This is a genomic window from Streptomyces sp. R41, from assembly GCF_041053055.1.
GTDB lineage: Bacteria > Actinomycetota > Actinomycetes > Streptomycetales > Streptomycetaceae > Streptomyces.
This window is the reverse complement of the sequence record NZ_CP163443.1, coordinates 7,407,436-7,430,346: the sequence shown is the minus strand read 5'-3', so window position 1 is coordinate 7,430,346 and position 22,911 is coordinate 7,407,436. Positions and strand designations below refer to the sequence as shown.

Below are 22,911 nucleotides of genomic sequence, written 5' to 3'. Positions count from 1 at the left end.
GGGAGTTGGAGCCCTCCAAAGCGGCGCGCCGGAGCCGTCCGAAGGCAGACACAGCTGTACCCCCAACCGTCCACGATTGGGGGTACAGAGGGGTGTTGCGGTGGCTGAAATCAGCCTTGCGTGAGCCGAGTATCAGGCGATCGACCGGACGTGAATCCGGCCCGCGCGTCAGACGTGCAGCGTCTTCGGCTTGTGCGACGGCCGCTTGGTCTCGTACGCCGCGATGTCGCCCTCGTTCTGGAGGGTGATGGAGATGTCGTCCAGGCCGTTCAGCAGCCGCCAACGGGCGTTCTCGTCGAGTTCGAAGGCGGCGGTGATGCCTTCGGCGCGCACCTCGCGGGCCTCCAGGTCGACCGTGATCTCGGCCTCGGGGTCCTGCTCGGTGAGTTCCTGCAGCGCGTCCACGATCTTCTGCTCCAGAACCACCGTGAGCAGGCCGTTCTTGAGCGAGTTGCCCCGGAAGATGTCCGCGAAGCGGGAGGAGATGACGGCCTTGAAACCGTAGTTCTGCAGCGCCCAGACGGCGTGCTCGCGGGAGGAGCCGGTACCGAAGTCGGGTCCTGCGACCAGGACCGTGGCGCCCTTGCGCTCGGGCTGGTTGAGGATGAAGGACGAGTCCTTGCGCCAGGCCTCGAACAGCCCGTCCTCGAAACCGTCCCTGGTCACCTTCTTGAGCCAGTGGGCGGGGATGATCTGGTCGGTGTCGACGTTGCTGCGGCGCAGCGGGACGGCCCGGCCGGTGTGCGTGGTGAATGCTTCCATGACTCTCAGACTCCAGCGGGCACAGGGGCGTCGGACAGGTCGGCGGGCGAGGCCAGGTGGCCCAGCACGGCGGTCGCGGCGGCGACCTGCGGCGAGACCAGGTGCGTACGGCCGCCCTTGCCCTGCCTGCCCTCGAAGTTGCGGTTGGAGGTGGACGCCGAGCGCTCACCGGGGGCCAGCTGGTCGGGGTTCATGCCCAGACACATGGAGCAGCCCGCGTGCCGCCATTCGGCGCCGGCCTCCTTGAAGACCACGTCCAGGCCCTCGGAGACCGCCTGCAGACCGACCCGCGCGGAGCCGGGGACCACCAGCATCCGTACGCCGTCGGCGACTTTGCGGCCCTCGACGATCGCGGCGGCCGCACGCAGGTCCTCGATACGGCCGTTGGTGCACGAACCTACGAAGACGGTGTCGACCTTGATGTCGCGCAGCGGCTGTCCGGCGGTCAACCCCATGTATTCCAGGGCCTTTTCGGCGGCCAGGCGCTCCGAAGCGTCTTCGTACGAAGCAGGGTCGGGGACGGACGCCGAAAGCAGCGCGCCCTGGCCCGGGTTGGTGCCCCAGGTGACGAACGGCGCCAGCGCGGCGGCGTCGATGACGACCTCCGCGTCGAATTCCGCGTCCGCGTCCGACTTCAGGGTCTTCCAGTACGCGACCGCGGCGTCCCACTCCTCGCCCTCGGGGGCGTGCGCGCGGCCCTTGAGATACGCGAAGGTGGTCTCGTCGGGGGCGATCATGCCCGCGCGGGCGCCGGCCTCGATCGACATGTTGCAGATGGTCATCCGGGCCTCCATCGAGAGCTTCTCGATGGCGGAGCCGCGGTATTCCAGGATGTAGCCCTGGCCGCCGCCCGTGCCGATCTTGGCGATGATCGCCAGGATCAGGTCCTTGGCCGTGACGCCCTCGGGCAGTTCGCCGTCGACCGTGATGGCCATGGTCTTGGGGCGGGCCAGCGGCAGCGTCTGGGTGGCCAGCACGTGCTCGACCTGCGAGGTGCCGATGCCGAACGCCAGCGCGCCGAAGGCGCCGTGCGTGGAGGTGTGGGAGTCACCGCACACGACCGTGGTGCCGGGCTGGGTCAGGCCCAGCTGCGGTCCCACCACGTGTACGACGCCCTGCTCGACGTCGCCCAGCGAGTGCAGCCGTACACCGAACTCGGCGCAGTTCTTGCGCAGCGTCTCCAGCTGGGCCCGGGAGACCGGGTCCGCGATGGGCTTGTCGATGTCGAGGGTCGGGGTGTTGTGATCCTCGGTGGCGATGGTGAGGTCGAGACGGCGCACGGGGCGCCCCGCCTGACGGAGACCGTCGAAGGCCTGCGGGCTGGTCACCTCGTGCAGCAGGTGCAGATCGATGAAGAGGAGGTCGGGCTCGCCCTCGGCGCGCCGGACGACATGGTCGTCCCAGACCTTCTCCGCGAGTGTCCTACCCATCGCTTTCCCTCCGGCCGGCCTGTGTGGCGCCGGCCCAACTAGAGATTTCCGGGGCGGCGGCGCTCGTACCCCTCGTACCGGACGCCTGCCGCCGGGCCCGTTGGTCCGCGGGCCGCTGTGTCTACAAGGGTGGCGCGTTCCACCGAAAATTGAACTTGCGTTTCACAGAGTGAGACGCGAGTATCGTTGCATGGACAACAGTAGCGGCGTCGGCGTTCTGGACAAGGCAGCCCTTGTCCTGAGCGCTCTGGAGTCCGGTCCGGCCACCCTCGCGGGCCTGGTCGCGGCGACCGGACTGGCACGACCCACGGCACATCGCCTCGCCGTGGCACTTGAACACCACCGCATGGTGGCGCGTGACATGCAGGGCCGTTTCATTCTCGGCCCCCGCCTCGCCGAGCTGGCCGCGGCCGCCGGTGAGGACCGCCTCCTCGCGACGGCCGGACCGGTGCTCACGCACCTGAGGGACGTCACGGGCGAGAGCGCGCAGCTCTACCGCCGCCAGGGCGACATGCGCATCTGCGTCGCCGCGGCCGAGCGCCTGTCGGGCCTTCGGGACACCGTCCCGGTCGGCTCCACGCTCACCATGAAGGCCGGCTCCTCGGCCCAGATCCTGATGGCCTGGGAGGAGCCGGAGCGCCTGCACCGCGGCCTCCAGGGCGCCCGCTTCACCGCCACCGCGCTCTCCGGCGTACGACGCCGGGGCTGGGCCCAGTCCATCGGCGAGCGCGAGCCGGGCGTCGCGTCCGTCTCCGCGCCGGTACGCGGCCCCTCGAACCGAGTCGTTGCCGCCGTCTCGGTCTCCGGACCGATCGAGCGCCTGACGCGCCACCCCGGCCGTATGCACGCCCAGGCGGTCATCGACGCCGCCGCCCGCCTCTCCGAGGCCCTGCGCCGCACGGGCTGACCTTCGGGTACGACGAGGGGACCTGCCTCAACGCCGCGGCAGGCCCCCTCGCTCCCCCGATCCCCCCTGTCACCTGGCTTCTTCGACCGCGCCTGCCGACCGGTACCTGAACCGGTCCTCGGCGCGGCGCCCCCGCTTCTCGAGGGGCAGCACCCCGTGCGCGGCCGCGAGCCCGAAGGCCGGCATGTCCGCGTAGATCGACTCGTACGACCCCTCGGGCACCACATAGGCCTCGTGCCACCGCCCGACGTGCTGACGCAGCTTCCCCGCACGCTCCTGACGGTTGATGATCGCCCACGCCTTGTGGTGGAACATGTCGGGCGAGTGCGCGTAGGAGTAGAGCTTCTCCTTGGACTCCCAGTACTGGACGACGTAGTACGTCCGCGGTGAGGCCGTCAGCAGCACATGGCCGAGCAGTCCTCGGCTCTTGTCCTTCTGCAGCTCGCGCAGCATCCGCGGCATCGCCAGCAACACCGGCAGCCAGTGGTGCACGGCCCAGAAGTGGTTGATCCGCATGCCGATGAGCAGCACCACCACATCACCCTCGGCCGCCGCGGTCGTATGACCCGGCACCGGCTTCGCGAACATGACGGTCCCCTCATCAGATAGCTCCACTATCCTTCTGGTGATGCTTGGATAGTGGCACTTACCAAGGAAAGGCGCAAGAGATGCGGCTGGCGGAGCTGAGCGAGCGCAGCGGCGTGTCCGCCGCGACGATCAAGTACTACCTGCGCGAAGGGCTGTTGCCGCCGGGCCGCCAGCTCAACGCCACGACCGCCGAGTACGAGGAGGAGCATCTGCGCAGGCTGCGGCTGGTGCGGGCGATGATCCAGGTGGGCCGGGTGCCGGTGGCGAAGGTGCGCGAGGTGCTCGGGCACGTGGACGACGACTCCCTGGGCCGCTCGATCCGCCTGGGCGCGGCGATGTGGGCGCTGCCGCAGGTGCCGGAGCCGGACGAGGACGACGAGTACGTCCAGGCCGCACAGCAGGAGGTCACCGCGCTCCTGGGCCGACTCGGCTGGGAGAACGCCCAGCGGCTCACGACCATCTCCCCCGCGTACCGCTCACTGGTGGTGGCGGTTGCCGCGTTCCGCCGGCTCGGCTACGACTTCGGGGCCGAACTGCTCGCGCCGTACGCCGAGTTGATGCACCGGACAGCCGTCCTCGACCTGGACAACATGGAGACGTACCCGTCGGAGGCGGAGCGGATCGAGTTCGCGATCCTGGGGGCGATCCTCAACGAGCCGGTGCTGCAGGCGCTGCACCGGCTGGCCCAGGAGGAGGAGACGACGCGGCGGTACGGCTTCGAGTAGCCGGCGGGCACAACGAAGGCCCTCCGCCGAAGCGAAGGGCCTTCATGTTGTACCCCCGACCGGATTCGAACCGGCGCTACCGCCTTGAGAGGGCGGCGTGCTAGGCCGCTACACAACGGGGGCCTGGATCTTGCGTTTCCGCAGATCCGAGCTGGTCTACCAGGACTCGAACCTAGACTAACTGAACCAGAATCAGTCGTGCTGCCAATTACACCATAGACCAATATGGTTTAGACCAACTGCGTACCCCCGACCGGATTCGAACCGGCGCTACCGCCTTGAGAGGGCGGCGTGCTAGGCCGCTACACAACGGGGGCCCTAGCGATCCTGCATGAGAGTCAGCGGGTGCGACCCGGACTGTCCCCCCTGGGAAGGATCTGTACCCCCGACCGGATTCGAACCGGCGCTACTGCCTTGAGAGGGCAGCGTGCTAGGCCGCTACACAACGGGGGCGTTGCGGATCTGATCTCCGCGTTTGCAGATGAGCTCTGCGAGCTGGCCTACCAGGACTCGAACCTAGACTAACTGAACCAGAATCAGTCGTGCTGCCAATTACACCATAGGCCACTGAAACGCAATCCCCCGTGGGGATCTTGTTCTAGCTTGCGCCTCCGGTTACCGGCCTTTCGGCCCGCTCTCCGGCGGCGCAGGAAGAACATTACCCGAAGGTGGACGGCGCTCCAAAACGGGTATCCGCGCCGAGGACCGCGGGGAGTTCGGCCAGCGAGGCGATCCGGCGCGGGCCGGCCGGTCCGCCGTCGTCCACGGTGTGAGCGCCGCCACGGTCGATCCAGACGGAGAGCAGACCCGCGTCGGCGGCGCCGCGCCCGTCGATCTCCGGGTGGTCGCCGACGTACGCGACCTGCTGCGGGGGCAGCCCGAGGGCATCGCAGGCGGCGTGGAAGGCCTCCGCGGCGGGCTTGGAGACGCCGAGCTCGGCCGCGCACAGGACGGCCTCGAAGCGCTCGCGTACCCCGAGGACGCGGAGTTTGCCGTCCTGAACCCGGAGGCTGGAGTTGGACAGCACGGCGTGTCGGTGGCTGGCGGCGAGGGCGTCGAGAGCGGGCAGCACGTCCGGGAAGAGGGCCCAGGCGGCCTCGTAGTGCGCGACATACCGGTCGAACCACGCGTCGGCCTCGGCATCGGTCAGCCGTTCCTCCAAGAACACCCTGACCCGCTCCCGGCGCTGACCCTGCCAGTCCGTCTCCCCCGCCGAGAACCTCGCCCACTGCGCATCGGTGACCTGCCGCCAGCGCGCGAGGGCCTGCTCGACGGACTCATACCCGTCGAGCAGACCCTCGGCCGCCAAGTGCGCGCGCATCCCGGCCTGGTCCGCGGCCGTGTAGTCGAAGATCGTGTCGTCGATGTCCCAGACCACGGCCTTGATGCTCATGAACCGACGGTACCGCGGCGCCGCTCCCGGCTGGGGGTTCGGGGGTTATCCCCCGAAGAATGCAGTATCGATGTCCCAGACCAGGCCTCGATACTCATGAGTCCGTATCCCGGGCGTGGCGGACGTGTCGTTCAGTTCACGGTTGTCGTGCCGGTCAGGGTCAGGGCGGGGCCCTGACCGTCCCGCGGCTCGGCGGTGAGCTTCCAGGTGTAGGTGCCGCGCGGCACATAGGTGCCGGAGTCGTTCTGGGCGTTCCAGGAGGCGCGGACCGCGGCGGCGGTGGAGGCGCCGGTCTGGATACGCACGACGGTGCCCGCAGTATTGCTCAGGGTCAGCGTCCAGGCCGAGGGCTTGTTCAGCTGCCACACGGGCCGCCACGGGTTGGAGACGCTCGGGCCGCCCACCTGGGGGTCGGTCTGCGCCTCCATCTGCGCGAGCGGCGAGGTGGGGACGCCCGCGGTGACGATCGCCACCTGGCGCTGCTGCGTCAGGTGGGCGACGTTGCCGCCGAAGCGGTCGACGGCCCAGCTGCCGGTGCTGCCGCCGGTGTTCCGGTCCGCCGTGGGCAGCACGGCGACGGTCCGGGTGGTCGCCGTACCGGTGTGGAAGTCGGTGAGCAGCAGCTCGTGCGTGGTGCGGTTCTCGCGGATCAGATAGCCGTCGGCGAGGCGGCCCTGCCCGGCCGGGACCGTGATGGCGCGGCCGGTCGCGCGGTCGTAGACCCCGGCGGGGCCGGTCGAGCCGCAGGACCAGTACAGCCAGGTGTTGACGGCCTGGATCTCGGTGGGCGTGCAGGGGGCGCCGGTGTCGACGTGGCGACGTTCTTCTTGGCCTTGAGGTCGTACGCGACGACGCTGCCCTGGGTGCTGCCGGGGTCCACAGACACTGGCCCCAGATCGCGGCGGCGGTGCGGGGGCGGTCGATCGAGGTCTCGCCGACGCCGCCGCGCGCGGCACGGTCAGGCTCAGCTGCACGGTGGCGACCGGCGTGTCGGCGTCGGGCACGGCCTGTGCGGGTGCGGTCGGTACGGCGCACGTCAGGGCCACGGCCCCGCCGAGGGCCACTGCGGCAAGTCTTAGTGAGCGGGTCACGTTCCCCTCCCCTGAAACATGATGAACACGCGCATCATGTGCGCAGGGAACATACGACTGCCCCTGCGGGAGCGGGAGTTCACAGGACGGGTGAACTCCGGGTGGAGGCTCGGTGCATACGCAGGGGGCGGCGTCCGAACCGGACGCCGCCCCCTGCGCGTACGCCCTGCGGGTACGCGAAGTGCTTGCGCAGTGGCTACGCCGGCAGCTTCGCCAGTGCCGCGTCGATGCGGGCCAGCGTCTTCTCCTTGCCCAGGATCTCCAGGGACTCGAAGAGCGGCAGGCCGACGGTGCGGCCGGTGACGGCGACGCGGACCGGGGCCTGCGCCTTGCCGAGTTTGAGGCCGTGGGCCTCGCCGGCGGCCAGGACGGCCTCCTTGAGGGACTCGGGGTTCGTCCAGTCCGCGGCGATGAGCTTCTCGCGCGCCGAGCTCAGCAGCGCGTTCGAGCCCTCCTTCATGGCCTTGGTCCAGGACGCCTCGTCGAAGACCGGCTCCGGCAGGAACAGGAAGTCGACGTTGTCCGTGATCTCCGAGAGGACCTTCAGACGGGACTGCGCGTGCGGGGCGATCGCCTGCCACTTGACCTCGTCGAAGTCCTCCGGAGCCCAGGGGGCGAACGGGGCCCGCAGCCAGGGGGCGCAGCGCTCCGTGAAGTCCTTCACGTCGAGCATGCGGATGTGGTCGGCGTTGATCGCCTCGGCCTTCTTCAGGTCGAAGCGGGCCGGGTTCGGGTTCACGTCCGCGACGTCGAAGGCGGCGACCATCTCGTCGGTGGAGAAGATGTCGCGGTCCGCCGAGAGCGACCAGCCGAGCAGCGACAGGTAATTGAGCAGGCCCTCGGGGAGGAAACCGCGCTCCCTGTAGAGGTTGAGCGAGGACTGCGGGTCGCGCTTGGAGAGCTTCTTGTTGCCCTCGCCCATCACGTACGGGAGGTGGCCGAAGGCCGGGGTCTGCTTGGCGATGCCCAGCTCGATCAGCGCCTTGTAGAGGGCGATCTGGCGCGGGGTGGAGGAGAGCAGGTCCTCGCCGCGCAGGACGTGAGTGATCTCCATCAGGGCGTCGTCGACCGGGTTCACGAGCGTGTAGAGGGGCGCTCCGTTGGCCCGTACGATCCCGTAGTCCGGCACGTTCTCCGGGAGGTACGTGATCTCGCCGCGGACCAGGTCCGTGAAGGTGATCGTCTCGTCGGGCATGCGGAAGCGGACGATGGGCTCGCGGCCCTCGGCCTCGTAGGCGGCCTTCTGCTCGGCGCTCAGGTCGCGGCAGTGACCGTCGTAGCCGGACGGCTTGCCGGCGGCGCGGGCCGCGTCGCGGCGGGCGTCGAGCTCCTCCGTCGAGCAGTAGCAGTGGTAGGCGTGCCCGGCGTCCAGGAGCTTTCGCGCGACGTCCTGGTAGATGTCCATGCGCTGCGACTGGCGGTACGGCGCGTGCGGGCCGCCGACCTCGGGGCCCTCGTCCCAGTCGAAGCCCAGCCAGCGCAGCGAGTCCAGGAGCTGCTGGTACGACTCCTCGGAGTCGCGGGCCGCGTCGGTGTCCTCGATACGGAACACGAACGTGCCGCCGGTGTGGCGGGCGTAGGCCCAGTTGAACAGGGCCGTGCGGACCAGGCCCACGTGGGGGTTGCCGGTCGGGGAGGGACAGAAACGTACGCGGACGTTCGCGTTAGCCACGCTTGATCACCTTGTTGGTGAGAGTGCCGATGCCTTCGATGGTGACGGCGACCTCGTCGCCGACGTTCAGGGGGCCGACCCCAGCCGGGGTGCCCGTGAGGATCACGTCGCCGGGGAGCAGCGTCATGGCCTCCGTGATGTTCACGATCAGATCCTCGATGGAGTGGATCATCTCGCTGGTGCGGCCGAGCTGGCGCTGCCGGCCGTTGACCGTGCACTGGATGGTGATGCCCTCGGCGATCGCGGTGAGGTCGAGGTCCGTCTCCACCCAGGGGCCGAGCGGGCAGGAGCTGTCGAAGCCCTTGGCCCGCGCCCACTGCTTCTCGCGCTTCTGGACGTCGCGCGCGGTGATGTCGTTGGCGCAGGTGTAGCCGAGGATGACGTCCTTGACGCGCTCGCGCGGGACCTCGCGGCACATGCGGCCGATGACCACGGCGAGCTCGGCCTCGTGGTGCAGCTCGTTCGAGAAGGACGGGTACTGGATGTCGTCGCCGGGGCCGATCACCGAGGTCGACGGCTTGAAGAAGGCGAACGGCGCGTCGGGCACCTCGTTGCCGAGCTCCTTCGCGTGCTCCGCGTAGTTGCGGCCGAAGGCCACGACCTTGTTCGGGAGCACCGGCGGCAGCAGCCTGACCTTGCTCAGCGGGACCTTCGTACCGGAGAGCTCGAAGTCCGCGAACGGGATGCCCTTGATGATGTCGAGGACGAGCTCGTCCGGCTTGTCGCCCTCGACCGCGCCGAAAGCGACGTTGCCGTCGATGGAGAACCTGGCGATGCGCACGGGATCCTTGCGCCCCTCACTGAGCTGGCTGGAGTCTGACGCTCCAGGCTAACGCGGCAAGGGGTGCGAGCTTCGCGTATATGCACCGGCACGGTGAGCGCGTATCCACCGGCACGGTGAGCGCGCGGCGGAGTGTGTGCGTACTACTCCGCGACGGAGGCCGCGACCGGGGCTTCCATCAGGATGGTCCGGCGAGGGTTGGCGGTCTGGGCGGGGAGGTCGACCGAGTGCTCCTGCTGCTCCGGCGTCTGCAGCGCGTCGGCGTCCTCGAGGTGCGCCAGCGTGGTGCGTCGCGGGTTGGCTATGTTGCGGAACATCATCGTCGTCTTCACTGTTGTACTCGACCTTGTCGTCGTGGGCGCCTGGCGGGCTCAAAGGCCCCCGTGTCGGCGCGGGTTGTCGGATTCGCCATCCCTGTAAAGCGTCAGGCTAAACATGCAATTCCCGGGCGAAGCCGTGAAGACGCCATGATCGCCGTGTGAGTTTCCTCACTTACTAGCAGGCAAACCGGTCAATTCAGGCCCTCAACTCCGCCCGGCGAAACGGACATTGCTCAGCTGAAGCAGACATTCCGCTCCTGATCATGGCGACTGGGACACCCTGCACACCACAACACCTCGTAGGCATACGCCCGTTATGTATGAGATCACTTTCTACGTCTCGTAACGCACCACTCACAAGCTGTCACGGAGGTCACAGCCTGGTACTCGGGCCTTGTTGGAGATCCGGCACTGTGCTGGAATTCCACGGACCGCCGCGGGATCGAACCGGCGCGCAGAGGCGCAACGCAGCGCCGAGTGGCGGCGGGAAGGGGGAGCCTGCGCCGGTCACTCACGACCACCAGGGGGCGCATCTGCGCCCCTGTACGACGCCGACACCGTCCCGCCGTTTTCGCGGAGGGGCGCCTGGTCCAGAGGTTGCGACGCTAGTGCAGGGACGTTTCAAGAGGGATGGCAGCGCTTCGGCGGAGCCGGAGCCGCACGGCGGGACCGACCGCGGTTCCTCGCCCCAGCACGCCCAGAACCCGGGACCGGCAGAGGTCGGCGGCAGCGGTGAGCACTCCGCTCGCGCCGGCGCCAAGCCGAAGGCTCCCGCCACACCGGCCGCGAAGCCGCCGGGCCCCACGGGCCCCGGCTCGCGAATAGCGCTGCGCAACTGGCGCATTTCGACGCGCCTGGTCTCGCTGCTCGCGCTCCCCGTGGTCGCCGCGACCTCGCTCGGCGCGCTGCGCATCAACGACAACATGGACAGCATTCAGCAGCTCGACAACATGAAGCTGCTGACGGACATGACCACGCAGGCGACCGAGCTCGCCGCCGCGCTCCAGCAGGAGCGCGACCTGTCCGCGGGTCCGCTCGCGCACGGCGCCCCGGCCAGCGACTACACGGTCAAGGGCGCCCGCGACGCGACCGACGTAGCCAAGAGGCACTTCCTCGACGGCACCCAGGAGATCGACGACGCCACGACAAACGGGCAGCTCTCCGGCGTCCGGGACAGCCTGATCGGCATCGCGGGTGAGCTGAACAAGCTCAGCGCCATCCGCAAGGACGCCTACGCCGACCCCACGAACTCGACGCAGACGGTCGAGGCCTACCACCGCCTCGTCACCCAGCTGCTCGCGCTCTCGCAGGACATGGCCGAGGCGACCAGCAACCCGGAGATGATCCAGCGCACCCGCGCGCTGTCCGCCTTCTCGTCCGCCAAGGAGTACGCCTCCGTCCAGCGGGCCGTCATCGCCGCCGCGCTGCCGGAGAAGAAGAACACCTTCGGCACGCTGTCGGAGAACGACCGGCAGTACGCGCTCTCCGCACAGGAGAGCCAGGAATCCGAGATCAGCGGCTTCAAGAGCATCTACGGAAACGGGTTCGCCGACCTCCTCACGCCCATCGAGGGCGACAACCCGACCATCAGGCAGGCCGACGAGTACTCCAGGCGCGTGCTGGCCGGTACGGGCGGCCTCAAGACGCAGACCAAGCGCTCGTACAAGGACTGGATCGACGACGACACCACCAAGATCCAGAAGATGTCGACCATCGAGATCACGCTGCTCGGCCAGATGGAGCAGAAGGCCCGTCAGCTGCGCAACGAGTCCGAGAGCGAAGCGATCATCTCGGGTGCGCTGATCCTCCTGGTCCTCGGTGTCTCGCTCGTCGGCGCCTTCGTGGTCGCCCGCTCCATGATCCGCTCGCTGCGCCGCCTCCAGGACACCGCGACCAAGGTCGCCCAGGACCGGCTGCCCGAGCTGGTCAAGCAGCTGTCCGAGTCGGACCCGCAGGACGTCGACACCTCCGTCGAGTCGGTCGGTGTGCACTCCCGGGACGAGATCGGCCAGGTGGCCGCGGCCTTCGACGACGTGCACCGCGAGGCCGTACGACTGGCCGCCGAGCAGGCCCTTCTCCGGGGCAACGTCAACGCGATGTTCACCAACCTCTCGCGCCGCTCCCAGGGCCTCATCCAGCGCCAGCTCTCGCTGATCTCCGAACTGGAGTCCCGCGAGGCCGACCCGGACCAGCTGTCCTCGCTGTTCAAGCTCGACCACCTCGCGACCCGCATGCGCCGTAACGGTGAGAACCTCCTCGTTCTCGCCGGTGAAGAGCCCGGCCGCCGCTGGACCCGCCCGGTCCCGCTGGTCGACGTGCTCCGTGCCGCCGCCTCCGAGGTGGAGCAGTACGAGCGCATCGAGCTGGCCGCGGTCCCGACCACCGAGGTCGCCGGCCGCGTCGTCAACGACCTCGTGCACCTCCTCGCAGAGCTGCTCGAGAACGCGACCTCGTTCTCCTCGCCGCAGACCAAGGTCAAGGTCACCGGTCACGCGCTGCCCGACGGCCGCGTCCTGATCGAGATCCACGACACCGGTATCGGCCTCTCCCCCGAGGACCTCGCGGCGATCAACGAGCGGCTCGCCTCGCCGCCCACCGTGGACGTCTCCGTCTCCCGCCGCATGGGCCTCTTCGTGGTCGGTCGTCTGTCGCAGCGCCACGGCATCCGCATCCAGCTGCGTCCCTCCGACTCCGGTGGTACGACCGCGCTCGTCATGCTCCCCGTCGATGTCGCCCAGGGCGGCAAGAAGGCTCCGGGCAAGCCGGGCCAGGGCGGCCCGGGCACCGGTGGCCCGGCCGCCGCGCAGGCCTCGGCCGGTGTCGCCGCGGCCCGTCGCGGAGGTGGTTCGCAGGCCGGTCCCTCGCTCGGTGCCGGTGCTCCCGCCGCCGGCGGCGGCCTCCTCGGCGCCCCGCCGCAGCGCGGACAGGTCGGCGCGGGCCAGGGTCCGCGAGCGGCACTGCCCGGAAGCAACCAGGGCGGTCCCGCGCTGCCGGGCGGCAACCAGGGCAATCGCCCCGGTGCTCCGGGCGGAGCTCGTGGACCGCAGGGTCCGGGGAACCCGCAGCAGGGCAGGCCGGCTCCGGCCGGTGCCGGTGCCTTCGGGCAGAGCACACCGGGCACCCCGCAGGGCCTCCAGGCCGCCGGGACCGGTACACCCCAGGGCTTCGGTGACGGACCCGGGGCGCGCCGGGGCGGATCCGACACGCGTCAGGGCGGCTTCGGTGACAGCGCCCCCGCGGCCACTCCTCCGCAGCAGCCGTCTGGCGGCAAGGGCAGCCGTCGCCGGCCGCAGCTTCCGGGGCGCGGTGGTGCGCGCGCCGAGCTGCCCGGTGGCAACCCGCAGCCGCGCACGCCGAGTTGGAGCGACGACAACGCGCAGCCGCCGGTGCCGCGCGCGTCCCTCGACACGCCGCGTGGCCACGAGGAGCCCGACGCCACCTCGCGCATGCCGCGGATCGACGACCGCCAGGGTCCGGGCTCGACGTCCGAGTTCGCCCGTCCCGACTTCGACGCCCCGCGCCCCGGTGCGAGTGCGCCGCAGAACTTCGGCCAGAACAGCGGCCAGAACACCGGGCAGTTCGTCCGCCCCGACGTGTTCGGCCCCTCCAACCCGTCCACCACCACGGGCCAGTTCGCCAACCCGGGCTACAACGCCTCCCAGGACCCGTCGTCCACCGGCCAGTTCGCCCGGCCGGGCTACGGCCAGGACCCGTCGTCCACCGGGCAGTTCGCGACGCCCGGGTACGGCAACAGCCAGGATCCGTCGTCCACCGGTCAGTTCGAGCGGCCGCAGCCGGGCGCCGGCCGGGACAACGCCGACTTCGGCGCTCCCCGGCAGCCGGCCCCGCAGCGCCCGCAGCCGCAGCAGCGGCCCGCGCGTCCGCAGGAGCCCGAGGCGCTGCCGCCGGCGGGCCCCGGCGACGGACGTACGCCGCTGTACGACACGCTGGAGACCAACTGGTTCCACGGTCAGGCGAACGGCGCCCCCAACGGCGCCCATCACAACGGCTCCCAGGCTGCACCGCAGGCTGCGCAGCAGCAGCCGCAGGTTCCCTCGGCTCCGCCGCGGCCGGCTGCCGCACCGGCCACCGCCTCCTGGCGCACCTCGCCGAACGACGACCTCGTCCGGCAGGCAGAACGCGTCCGTCAACCGTCGGCGGGCGGGGTCACCACCTCAGGCCTGCCGCGCCGCGTCCCGCGAGCCAATCTCGTCGCGGGCACGGCACAGCAGCAACAGCACCAAACCGGTCCGCAGGTCTCGCGTGCGCCTGATGACGTACGCGGCCGGCTGACCAATCTCCGTAGGGGCATTCAGCAAGGTCGACAGGCCGCTCCAGGCGGCCAGACCGGCAGCTTCCCCAGCCCCACTCACCAGCAGGAGCGTTAGTTGAGCCCGATGAGCCAGGCGGCACAGAACCTCAACTGGTTGATCACCAACTTCGTGGACAACACCCCTGGGGTGTCCCACACCGTCGTCGTGTCCGCCGACGGACTCCTTCTGGCACTGTCCGAAGGCTTCCCCCGTGACCGCGCCGACCAGCTCGCGGCCGTCGCTTCCGGGCTCACCTCGCTGACGGCCGGGGCATCCCGGATCTTCGAGGGCGGCACGGTGGCCCAGACGGTCGTCGAGATGGAGCGCGGCTTCCTCTTCCTGATGTCCATCTCGGACGGATCGTCCCTGGCGGTTCTCTCCCACCCGGAGTGCGACATCGGCCTTGTCGGCTACGAGATGGCGCTGCTCGTCGACCGCGCGGGCGCAGTGCTCACGCCGGACCTGCGCGCCGAACTACAGGGAAGTCTGCTCCACTGACGGCCCTCGGTTCTACCCACAGCACGAAATCACCGTCCGGCCGCCACAATCCCCCCACCGGCCCCAACAGACGGCACGACTGACCGACTTGCTGTCCCGCCCGGAGGATTCATGACCCCGCCCACCGCCTCTCATGATCCGTACGCGCAGCCGTACGAGGATGAGGGCGACCAGCCGCTGGTACGTCCCTACGCGATGACCGGCGGCCGGACCCGGCCGCGCTACCAGCTCGCCATCGAGGCTCTGATCAGCACCACGGCCGACCCGGCGCAGCTGATGGGGCTGCTCCCCGAGCACCAGCGGATCTGCCACCTCTGCCGAGAGGTCAAGTCGGTGGCCGAGGTGTCGGCCCTCCTGTCCATGCCGCTCGGTGTGGCCAGGATCCTCGTCGCGGACCTCGCGGAGGCCGGACTCGTCGCCATCCACCAGCCGGGTGGCGACGAGAACAACGGCGGCGCGCCGGACGTGACTTTGCTCGAAAGGGTGCTCAGTGGACTTCGCAAGCTCTGACGGAGGTCGTACGACCACCTCCGCGAAGATCGTCGTGGCGGGCGGCTTCGGCGTCGGCAAGACCACGTTCGTGGGCGCCGTCTCCGAGATCAACCCGCTGCGCACCGAGGCCGTCATGACGTCCGCTTCGGCGGGCATCGACGACCTCACCCACACCGGGGACAAGACCACCACCACGGTGGCCATGGACTTCGGCCGCATCACCCTGGACCAGGACCTGATCCTGTACCTCTTCGGTACGCCGGGTCAGGACCGCTTCTGGTTCATGTGGGACGACCTGGTCCGCGGCGCCATCGGCGCGGTGGTCCTGGTGGACACCCGCCGTCTCGCCGACTGCTTCCCCGCGGTCGACTACTTCGAGAACAGCGGCCTGCCCTTCGTCATCGCCCTCAACGGCTTCGACGGGCACCAGCCGTACAACCCCGAAGAGGTTCGCGAGGCCCTGCAGATCGGTCCGGACGCCCCGATCATCACGACGGACGCCCGGCACCGTGCGGATGCGAAGAGCGCGCTGATCACGCTCGTCGAGCACGCGCTCATGGCACGGCTACGGTAGTAGCCAAGTCGACAGTTCCATAAGGCAGTTGTCGTAGACGCATTGGAGCCGGCTGTGTCGTTTGACACGGTCGGCCACAGTGTTCATAACGTTTCGACAGAGAATTTCGCTGGCACCGACACGCATCGCGGTCAACTGGTGTCGCTGCGCTCACAAAAGCCCCGCCTTTTGGCGGGGCTCGCTCTTTATGACCGTTTTATCTGGGGCTTACAGCACTCGGAACCGTTGGTTCCGAGTGTTTGGAAGGGCGCCGCCTGACGTGCTGGAATGCGCTGAACTGCCCAGTAGTCAAGGGCGCTGGAGACACCGCGGCACAACGTAGGTGCCGACGCCGAGAGGTTGTTGGTCGAGTGAGGCGAAGCAAGAACGGTCCCGAGCCGTCGGCACGGGGCAACTTCACCCCGCCGCCGCGCGGAGCGGCGCCCGCACAAGTGCCCGGCCCGGAGCCCACGACGGCGCCCGCGCCGAGCGGCGGTCGCTTCTCCCCGCGCAACTGGCGTGTACCGACCAGGCTGAACGCGATCCTGCTCATACCCGTGGTGGTCGGCCTTGTCATGGGCGGCTTCCAGGTGAAGAGCTCGATCGACACCTGGCAGGAAGCCCAGGACGCCGAGAAGACGGCACGTCTGGTGCAGGCCGCGCTGACGTACGGCGACAAGCTGTATGTCGAGCGGGACGTCACCGCCCTTCCCCTGCTGAAGGGCAGCGCGCAGACCGCCAAGGACAAGGCCACCGTCACCGCGGCCCGCAAAGCCACGGACGCGGCCGCCGACGCCTTCGACGAGGCTGCCCAGAACATGCCGAAGAAGGCGGGCCTGGAGCGCCGGCTGGCCATCTTCCGCAAGGTCGAGCCCCGCCTCGACTCGCTGCGCAAGATCGCGTACACCTCGAACCTCACCGGCGTGCAGACCGAAGAGGGCTACACGCAGATCCAGCACCCGCTGATGGAGTTCGCCAACGAACTCGGTCTGGGCACCGGAAACATCACCAGCTACGGCCGTACGGTCTACGCGATCTCGCTGTCCAAGGCCGCGCTCTCGCTGGAGCGGTCCATCGGCATGCACATGCTGGTCAAGCCCGGCCCCGGCCTGAGCAGCCTCGCCAGCCAGCGCGTCGCCCTCTCCTCGTACGCCTATCTCGAAGGCATCGCCATCGAGGAGTACATCGGTGGTGGCACCCAGGCCGACGCGGACAAGCTCGACGCGGCCAAGAAGCAGATCAAGACGGACCTCACGGCCCAGGCCACGCAGGCCCGCGCGGCGAACCCGAACTACGTGCCGCCGCCGGCCGGTACCGAAGAGAAGGACACGGCCGTCGTCATGGTCTCGGCCCTGGCGACGCTCAAGTCCCCCCAGCAGACCGAGCTCGACGGGCTCGCCTCGAAGGGCATCACCGCGCAGAACTGGTGGGCGGTCAACACCGCCAAGTACAACGCGTACCGCCAGATCGAGTCGGACCTCGCCGACAAGGCGGTGGCCGAGGCCGCGGACATCTCCAACAGCGCCAAGAACGACGCCTTCATCACCGGTGCCGTCGTCGTGGTCGCCCTGCTCGCCGCGTTCATCCTGGCCGGGATGGTGGCGCGCCAGATGAGCCGCTCGATGCGCCAGCTGCGCAACGCGGCCTTCGGTGTCGCCGAGCAGCGTCTGCCGATGCTGGTCGACCAGCTCTCGCGCACGGATCCGGGCCGCGTCGACACCCGCGTCCAGCCCATCCCGATCACCAGCACGGACGAGATCGGCGAAGTCGCCCGCGCCTTCGACCAGGTCCACCGCGAGGCCGTACGACTGGCCGCCGAGCAGGCCCTCCTGCGAGGCAACATCAACGCGATCTTCACCAACCTGTCGCGCCGCAACCAGTCTCTGATCGAGGGCCAGCTGACCCTGATCACCGACCTGGAGAACAACGAGGCCGACCCGGACCAGCTGGAGAACCTCTTCCGCCTGGACCACCTCGCGACCCGTATGCGCCGCAACGGCGAGAACCTCCTCGTCCTCGCCGGCGAGGAGCCCGGCCGCCGCTGGGACCAGCCGGTCCCGCTCGTCGACGTGCTGCGCGCCGCCTCCTCCGAGGTGGAGCAGTACGAGCGCATCGAGCTCTCCGGCGTCCCGGAGGCCGAGATCCACGGCCGCGCCGTGACCGACCTCGTGCACCTGCTCGCCGAGCTCCTGGAGAACGCCACCACGTTCTCCTCCCCGCAGACCAAGGTCCGCGTCACCGCGACCCGTCTGCCGGACGGCCGCATCATGGTGGAGATCCACGACAAGGGCATCGGCCTCACCGCCGAGGACTTCGCGGACATCAACCACAAGCTGGCCAACCCGCCGACCGTGGACGTCGCGATCTCGCAGCGCATGGGCCTCTTCGTGGTCGGCCGGCTGTCCGACCGGCACGGCATCCGCGTCCAGCTGCGCCCCTCGGGCGAGCAGGCCGGTACGACCTCGCTGGTCATGCTTCCCGACGCGATCACCCACGGTGGTGGCGGCGAACAGCAGCCGATGCGCGACGAGTTCACCGTCTCGCAGATCATCCCGGAGCAGCGGGCGTTCCAGGGCGAGGACTTCGGGGGCCAGCAGCAGCCGCTGCGCACCGCCGCGGAGCTCGGCTTCGACGACAGCCGCTACACCGAAGTGCCCGACGACATCCGCGAGTTGGACCCCGTGGGCCGCTCGCTGATGCGTGAGGAGCGCCGTGCGGCCCTGGAGGCCCAGGCGACGGGCCAGGAGGCCATCGAGGGCCCGCAGGGCTACCAGAACGACTTCGACGCCCAGCAGCCCGTGTACGACAACGGGCGGCCCCCCTACAACGGCGGCCCCGGATACGACAACGGGCAGGGTGTGTACGAGGAGCAGCAGACCACGTACGACCAGCAGACGGCGTACGACGAACCGCAGCAGCCTGGCTATGACGAGCAGCAACGGCCGTCGTATGACGAGACGTACTTCCCGTCCAACGGCGGCTACCCGGAACCCACTTATCCGGAGCCTGCCCAGGAGGAGCACTCGGGAGCCCGGGGCGCCGCCTCGGAGACGTTCTCGGCCTTCCAAGAAGCGTCCCACCAGGACGATTGGCCGCAGCAGGACGCATACCAGGGCTCGTATCGGTCCGAGTACGCTCCGGAAGCGGAATCCTCGCAGGCCACTGACGTGAGTGAGCAGGACCGCGTAGGCTTCACCCGTCCGGGACCGGCCCCCTCGGCCCCCCACGCGCTGACCGACGCCGGACTGCCCCGCCGCGGATCCACCGCGGGCGGCAATGTCAACGGCAACGGCCAGCGCCCCGCGGACCAGAGGGAGCAGGCGGCGCCGGCGGCCACGGCTTCGGCCGCGGAGCGAAGCGGCGACTGGCGCTCGTCCAACGACGACCGGTGGCAGCAGGCCGCACAGCTCCGGAAGCCCAAGGCGGGCGGGGTCACCTCGTCCGGTCTGCCGCGGCGGGTGCCCAAGGCCAACCTGGTCGAGGGAACCGCGGAATCGACCCCACAGGGCGGCCCCCAGGTCTCCCGCGCTCCCGAGGACGTCCGGGGCAGGCTGAGCAACCTGCGCCGCGGCGTACAGCGGGGACGCAACGCAAGCAGTGACACGAACGGCCAGGGCTTCGGTCCTGACAGCACCTACAACCAGGAGCGTTAGTGTGAGCCCGATGAGCCAGGCGGCACAGAACCTGAACTGGTTGATCACCAACTTCGTGGACAACACCCCCGGGGTGTCCCACACGGTGGTGGTCTCCGCCGACGGACTCCTTCTGGCGATGTCCGAAGGCTTTCCCCGTGACCGCGCCGACCAGCTGGCGGCCGTCGCCTCCGGTCTGACCTCGTTGACCGCGGGTGCCTCCCGCATCTTCGAGGGCGGCAGTGTGAACCAGACGGTTGTGGAGATGGAGCGAGGATTCCTCTTCATCATGTCCGTTTCCGATGGTTCATCGCTCGCGGTCCTCGCACACCCGGAGGCGGACATCGGTCTCATTGGGTACGAGATGGCGCTTCTGGTGGACCGTGCGGGTACGGTCCTGACCCCGGACCTTCGAGCAGAGCTCCAGGGGAGCCTTCTCAACTAGCAGACAGACGGTGCGTATTGGCGTCCCGGGGCCGTAAGGTTTCGGGACGCGGTCCCACAGTGATGGGTGCCCGGCACAGTCGGAGGAGGAGAAAGTGGCAACACCCCCAGGCGGTTCGTCTTCGGGCAACTGGTCGTACGGCCCCGGCCAGGGGCAGGGCGGCCAGGGTGACGGTTCTCAGAACCCGAACCGGTACAACTTCCCCTCCGCGCCCAGCCACCGGCGTCAGCCGTACGCGCCCCAGGGCCCCCAGGGCCCCGGTCCGTCGCCGTACGACCAGCCTCCGGCACCGCGCATCCAGCCTGTGCAACCGCAGCGACGCTCACCCGAGCCGTCGCCCGCGGGGGCGTCGAACAACCCTCTGGTGCGCCCGTACGCCATGACGGGCGGCCGCACCAGGCCCCGCTACCAGCTCGCCATCGAGGCGCTGGTGCACACCACCGCGCAGCCGCACCAGATGCAGGGCCAGCTGCCCGAGCATCAGCGGATCTGCAACCTCTGCCGGGAGATCAAGTCGGTGGCCGAAATCTCGGCCCTGCTGACGATCCCTCTCGGCGTGGCCAGGATTCTCGTCGCCGACTTGGCGGAGGCGGGCCTGGTCGCCATTCATCAGCCCGGCGGCGACGAGAGCGCCGGCGGCCAGCCAGCCGTGACATTGCTCGAAAGGGTGCTCAGTGGACTTCGCAAGCTCTAGCGGAGGGCCTTCCCGCTCCACCACGTCCGCGAAGATCGTGGTGGCGGGCGGCTTCGGCGTGGGCAAGACCACGTTCGTCGGCGCCGTCTCGGAGATCAACCCGCTGCGCACCGAGGCCGTCATGACGTCCGCTTCCGCGGGCATCGACGACCTCACGCACACCGGAGACAAGACGACGACCACCGTCGCCATGGACTTCGGCCGCATCACCCTGGACCAGGACCTGATCCTCTACCTGTTCGGCACCCCCGGTCAGGACCGCTTCTGGTTCATGTGGGACGACCTGGTCCGCGGCGCCATCGGTGCCGTCGTCCTGGTGGACACCCGCCGTCTCGCCGACTGCTTCCCCGCGGTCGACTACTTCGAGAACAGCGGCCTGCCCTTCGTCATCGCGCTGAACGGCTTCGACGGCAACCAGCCGTACAACCCCGACGAGGTCCGCGAGGCCCTCCAGATCGGCCCCGACACCCCGATCATCACGACGGACGCCCGCCACCGCGCGGACGCCAAGTCCACGCTGATCACGCTGGTCGAGCACGCCCTGATGGCGCGCCTGCGCTAGCGCGGGCACCGCACACTGCGAGAACGGCCCCCGTCCCTCCCTCAGGAGGTACGGGGGCCGTTCTCATCCCGCGGCCGGGGGAAGCCCGGTCACCGGTGAACCGAACAGCACGGCCCCGCCCTCCCGAAGGAGAGCGGGGCCGTGACCGTGCGCGCTGGAGGAGTCAGTGCCAGCTGTGCGGAGCGCGGAAGCCGGGCTCGCGCTCAAGGCGGCGCCAGCCGGCCTTGAGGCGGCCGCGGTGGGCCGGCGCATCGGTGGAGGCGGCGGCCGCGCGAGCCAGGAGGATGGCCGTGATGGCGGCGACTTCCTCGGGCTCGGCGTGGCCCTTCTCGACGCGGATGTCAGGGGTGCTCATAGGTGTCAGTCTCCGTGAGAGAGGTTTCCGCGGGGCTGCCGCGGAGGATCCGCAGGGTTACTGCGGGGGGTTGCCGTGCTTGCGCGAGGGCAGGTCCGCGTGCTTGGTGTGCAGCATCGCGAGCGACTTGATCAGGACCTCGCGGGTTTCCGCCGGGTCGATGACGTCGTCGACCAGGCCCCGCTCCGCCGCGTAGTACGGGTGCATCAGCTCGGCCTTGTACTCCTTGACCATGCGCACCCGCATCGCCTCGGGATCGGCTGCCTCGGCGATCTGGCGGCGGAAGATGACGTTGGCGGCACCTTCCGCACCCATCACGGCGATCTCGTTGGTGGGCCAGGCGTAGGTGAGGTCGGCACCGATGGACTGGCTGTCCATGACGATGTAGGCACCTCCGTACGCCTTGCGCAGGATGAGCGAGATCCTCGGTACGGTCGCGTTGCAGTAGGCGTAGAGGAGCTTCGCGCCGTGTCGAATGATCCCGCCGTGCTCCTGGTCGACGCCCGGGAGGAATCCGGGGACGTCCAGGAGGGTGACGATCGGAATGTTAAAAGCGTCACACATCTGGACAAAGCGCGCAGCTTTTTCGGAGGCTTCGATGTCCAGCACGCCCGCGAGGGTCTGCGGCTGGTTGGCGACGATGCCGACGACCTGGCCGTCGAGGCGGGCCAGCGCGCAGATGATGTTGCGCGCCCAGCGCTCGTGGACCTCCAGGTAGTCGCCGTCGTCGACGAGTTCCTCGATGACCTTGGCCATGTCGTACGGGCGGTTGCCGTCCGCCGGAACCAGGTCCAGCAGGATGTCCGAGCGGCGGTCCGCCGGGTCCTCGGAGGCGACGTGCGGGGGGTTCTCGCGGTTGTTCTGCGGCAGCATCGACAGGAGGTAGCGCACCTCGGCGATGCAGGTCTCCTCGTCGTCGTACGCGAAGTGGCACACGCCCGACGTCTCGGCGTGCACGTCCGCGCCGCCCAGGCCGTTCTGCGTGATCTCCTCGCCGGTGACGGCCTTGACCACGTCCGGGCCGGTGATGAACATCTGCGAGGTGTCACGGACCATGAACACGAAGTCCGTCAGCGCCGGGCTGTAGGCCGCGCCGCCCGCGCACGGGCCGAGCATCACGCTGATCTGCGGGATCACGCCCGACGCCCTGGTGTTGCGCTGGAAGATGCCGCCGTAGCCGGCGAGCGCCGAGACGCCCTCCTGGATACGGGCGCCCGCGCCGTCGTTCAGGGACACCAGCGGCGCGCCGGCCGCGATGGCCATGTCCATGATCTTGTGGATCTTCGTGGCGTGGGCCTCACCCAGCGCGCCGCCGAAGATCCGGAAGTCGTGCGCGTACACGAAGACCGTACGGCCCTCCACCGTGCCCCAGCCGGTGATCACACCGTCGCTGTACGGCTTCTTGGCCTCCAGGCCGAACCCGGTCGCCCGGTGCCGGCGCAGCTGCTCGACCTCCTGGAAGGAGCCCGCGTCCAGCAGCAGCTCGATACGCTCCCGGGCGGTCAGCTTGCCCTTGGCGTGCTGCGCCTCGGTCGCCTTCTCACTGGGGCCCCGCAGCGCCTCCGCACGGATCGCGTGCAGTTCGGCCACGCGCCCGCGCGCGTCCGTGGGCTCGCCTGTGGAGCTTGCGGATCCAGCCTCATCCAAAACGGTCATGTAGTGACCTTACGAAGCCCACCAAGGAAAGCGAGCCGTCGA

The 22,911-nt window shown here is 69.4% G+C and carries 20 protein-coding genes and 5 tRNA genes; 10 read left to right on the top strand and 15 right to left on the bottom strand.

Features of this window, described 5'->3' with window-relative positions:
- Positions 1-168: 168 nt before the first annotated feature.
- Together leuD and leuC are read right to left on the bottom strand one after the other, a co-directional pair.
- Positions 169-762 carry a 3-isopropylmalate dehydratase small subunit gene (gene leuD / locus AB5J53_RS33950; protein WP_369249418.1) on the bottom strand — a complete coding sequence of 198 codons (594 nt, stop codon included), beginning with the start codon at positions 760-762 and terminating at the stop codon, positions 169-171.
- Between the two features lie 5 nt (positions 763-767).
- Positions 768-2,192, bottom strand: a complete 1,425-nt coding sequence (leuC, locus tag AB5J53_RS33945; protein WP_369249417.1) for a 3-isopropylmalate dehydratase large subunit — start codon at positions 2,190-2,192, stop codon at positions 768-770.
- Between the two features lie 190 nt (positions 2,193-2,382).
- Between leuC and ndgR the strand changes: the two genes are divergently transcribed.
- Positions 2,383-3,099 (top strand): IclR family transcriptional regulator NdgR, encoded by a 717-nt coding sequence (gene ndgR, locus AB5J53_RS33940; protein ID WP_015036427.1) that lies wholly within the window; start codon positions 2,383-2,385, stop codon positions 3,097-3,099.
- Positions 3,100-3,168: 69 nt separating this feature from the next.
- Here ndgR and AB5J53_RS33935 read toward each other — a convergent pair whose 3' ends face one another.
- Positions 3,169-3,687: a DUF4188 domain-containing protein gene (locus tag AB5J53_RS33935; RefSeq protein WP_369249416.1), complete on the bottom strand. Its 519-nt coding sequence runs from the start codon at positions 3,685-3,687 to the stop codon at positions 3,169-3,171.
- Between the two features lie 80 nt (positions 3,688-3,767).
- On the opposite strand from AB5J53_RS33935, the gene AB5J53_RS33930 reads away from it, so the two are divergent.
- Positions 3,768-4,412 carry a MerR family transcriptional regulator gene (locus tag AB5J53_RS33930; RefSeq protein ID WP_369249415.1) on the top strand — a complete coding sequence of 215 codons (645 nt, stop codon included), beginning with the start codon at positions 3,768-3,770 and terminating at the stop codon, positions 4,410-4,412.
- Between the two features lie 50 nt (positions 4,413-4,462).
- Here AB5J53_RS33930 and AB5J53_RS33925 read toward each other — a convergent pair.
- The 10 genes from AB5J53_RS33925 to AB5J53_RS33880 form a co-directional block, all read right to left on the bottom strand.
- A tRNA-Glu gene (locus AB5J53_RS33925) sits at positions 4,463-4,535 on the bottom strand.
- A 28-nt stretch (positions 4,536-4,563) separates the two neighbouring features.
- A tRNA-Gln gene (locus tag AB5J53_RS33920) sits at positions 4,564-4,635 on the bottom strand.
- 21 nt (positions 4,636-4,656) lie between these two features.
- A tRNA-Glu gene (locus tag AB5J53_RS33915) sits at positions 4,657-4,729 on the bottom strand.
- A 63-nt stretch (positions 4,730-4,792) separates the two neighbouring features.
- Positions 4,793-4,865 (bottom strand) — tRNA-Glu (locus tag AB5J53_RS33910).
- A 42-nt stretch (positions 4,866-4,907) separates the two neighbouring features.
- Positions 4,908-4,979: transfer RNA gene (locus tag AB5J53_RS33905), tRNA-Gln, on the bottom strand.
- A gap of 91 nt (positions 4,980-5,070) precedes the next feature.
- Positions 5,071-5,805, bottom strand: coding sequence for an HAD family hydrolase (locus AB5J53_RS33900; protein ID WP_369249414.1), 735 nt, complete (start codon positions 5,803-5,805; stop codon positions 5,071-5,073).
- A 131-nt stretch (positions 5,806-5,936) separates the two neighbouring features.
- A complete protein-coding gene (locus AB5J53_RS33895; RefSeq protein WP_369249413.1) occupies positions 5,937-6,896 on the bottom strand; it encodes a FlgD immunoglobulin-like domain containing protein in 960 nt (319 codons plus the stop codon).
- Positions 6,897-7,092: 196 nt separating this feature from the next.
- Entirely contained in the window at positions 7,093-8,568 is a 1,476-nt protein-coding gene (gltX, locus tag AB5J53_RS33890; RefSeq protein ID WP_369249412.1) for a glutamate--tRNA ligase, read from the bottom strand.
- Positions 8,561-9,349 carry a fumarylacetoacetate hydrolase family protein gene (locus AB5J53_RS33885; protein ID WP_369249411.1) on the bottom strand — a complete coding sequence of 263 codons (789 nt, stop codon included), beginning with the start codon at positions 9,347-9,349 and terminating at the stop codon, positions 8,561-8,563. The genes gltX and AB5J53_RS33885 overlap by 8 nt, the downstream gene beginning before the upstream one ends.
- Before the next feature lie 143 nt (positions 9,350-9,492).
- Positions 9,493-9,681, bottom strand: coding sequence for a hypothetical protein (locus tag AB5J53_RS33880; protein ID WP_369249410.1), 189 nt, complete (start codon positions 9,679-9,681; stop codon positions 9,493-9,495).
- A 596-nt stretch (positions 9,682-10,277) separates the two neighbouring features.
- Here AB5J53_RS33880 and AB5J53_RS33875 point away from each other — a divergent pair.
- From AB5J53_RS33875 to AB5J53_RS33840, 8 genes are all read left to right on the top strand, one after another.
- Positions 10,278-14,057, top strand: a complete 3,780-nt coding sequence (locus AB5J53_RS33875) for a nitrate- and nitrite sensing domain-containing protein (protein ID WP_369249409.1) — start codon at positions 10,278-10,280, stop codon at positions 14,055-14,057.
- Between the two features lie 9 nt (positions 14,058-14,066).
- Positions 14,067-14,480: a roadblock/LC7 domain-containing protein gene (locus AB5J53_RS33870; protein ID WP_037764993.1), complete on the top strand. Its 414-nt coding sequence runs from the start codon at positions 14,067-14,069 to the stop codon at positions 14,478-14,480.
- Between the two features lie 111 nt (positions 14,481-14,591).
- On the top strand, positions 14,592-14,990 hold the full coding sequence (locus tag AB5J53_RS33865; protein WP_095936861.1) for a DUF742 domain-containing protein: 399 nt from the start codon (positions 14,592-14,594) through the stop codon (positions 14,988-14,990).
- Positions 14,971-15,546: an ATP/GTP-binding protein gene (locus tag AB5J53_RS33860; protein WP_054235412.1), complete on the top strand. Its 576-nt coding sequence runs from the start codon at positions 14,971-14,973 to the stop codon at positions 15,544-15,546. The genes AB5J53_RS33865 and AB5J53_RS33860 overlap by 20 nt, the downstream gene beginning before the upstream one ends.
- A gap of 350 nt (positions 15,547-15,896) precedes the next feature.
- Positions 15,897-19,178, top strand: a complete 3,282-nt coding sequence (locus AB5J53_RS33855) for a nitrate- and nitrite sensing domain-containing protein (RefSeq protein WP_369249408.1) — start codon at positions 15,897-15,899, stop codon at positions 19,176-19,178.
- A 10-nt stretch (positions 19,179-19,188) separates the two neighbouring features.
- The gene (locus AB5J53_RS33850) at positions 19,189-19,602 is read left to right on the top strand and encodes a roadblock/LC7 domain-containing protein (protein ID WP_005479603.1); all 414 of its coding nucleotides are present in this window, start codon (positions 19,189-19,191) and stop codon (positions 19,600-19,602) included.
- 94 nt (positions 19,603-19,696) lie between these two features.
- Positions 19,697-20,296 (top strand): DUF742 domain-containing protein, encoded by a 600-nt coding sequence (locus AB5J53_RS33845; RefSeq protein ID WP_369249407.1) that lies wholly within the window; start codon positions 19,697-19,699, stop codon positions 20,294-20,296.
- Positions 20,277-20,858, top strand: coding sequence for an ATP/GTP-binding protein (locus AB5J53_RS33840; protein ID WP_031224757.1), 582 nt, complete (start codon positions 20,277-20,279; stop codon positions 20,856-20,858). Before AB5J53_RS33845 ends, AB5J53_RS33840 begins: the two co-directional genes overlap by 20 nt.
- A 163-nt stretch (positions 20,859-21,021) precedes the next feature.
- Here AB5J53_RS33840 and AB5J53_RS33835 read toward each other — a convergent pair whose 3' ends face one another.
- The gene (locus AB5J53_RS33835; protein WP_369249406.1) at positions 21,022-21,213 is read right to left on the bottom strand and encodes an acyl-CoA carboxylase subunit epsilon; all 192 of its coding nucleotides are present in this window, start codon (positions 21,211-21,213) and stop codon (positions 21,022-21,024) included.
- 57 nt (positions 21,214-21,270) lie between these two features.
- Positions 21,271-22,869: an acyl-CoA carboxylase subunit beta gene (locus AB5J53_RS33830; RefSeq protein ID WP_369249405.1), complete on the bottom strand. Its 1,599-nt coding sequence runs from the start codon at positions 22,867-22,869 to the stop codon at positions 21,271-21,273.
- Positions 22,870-22,911 lie beyond the last annotated feature (42 nt).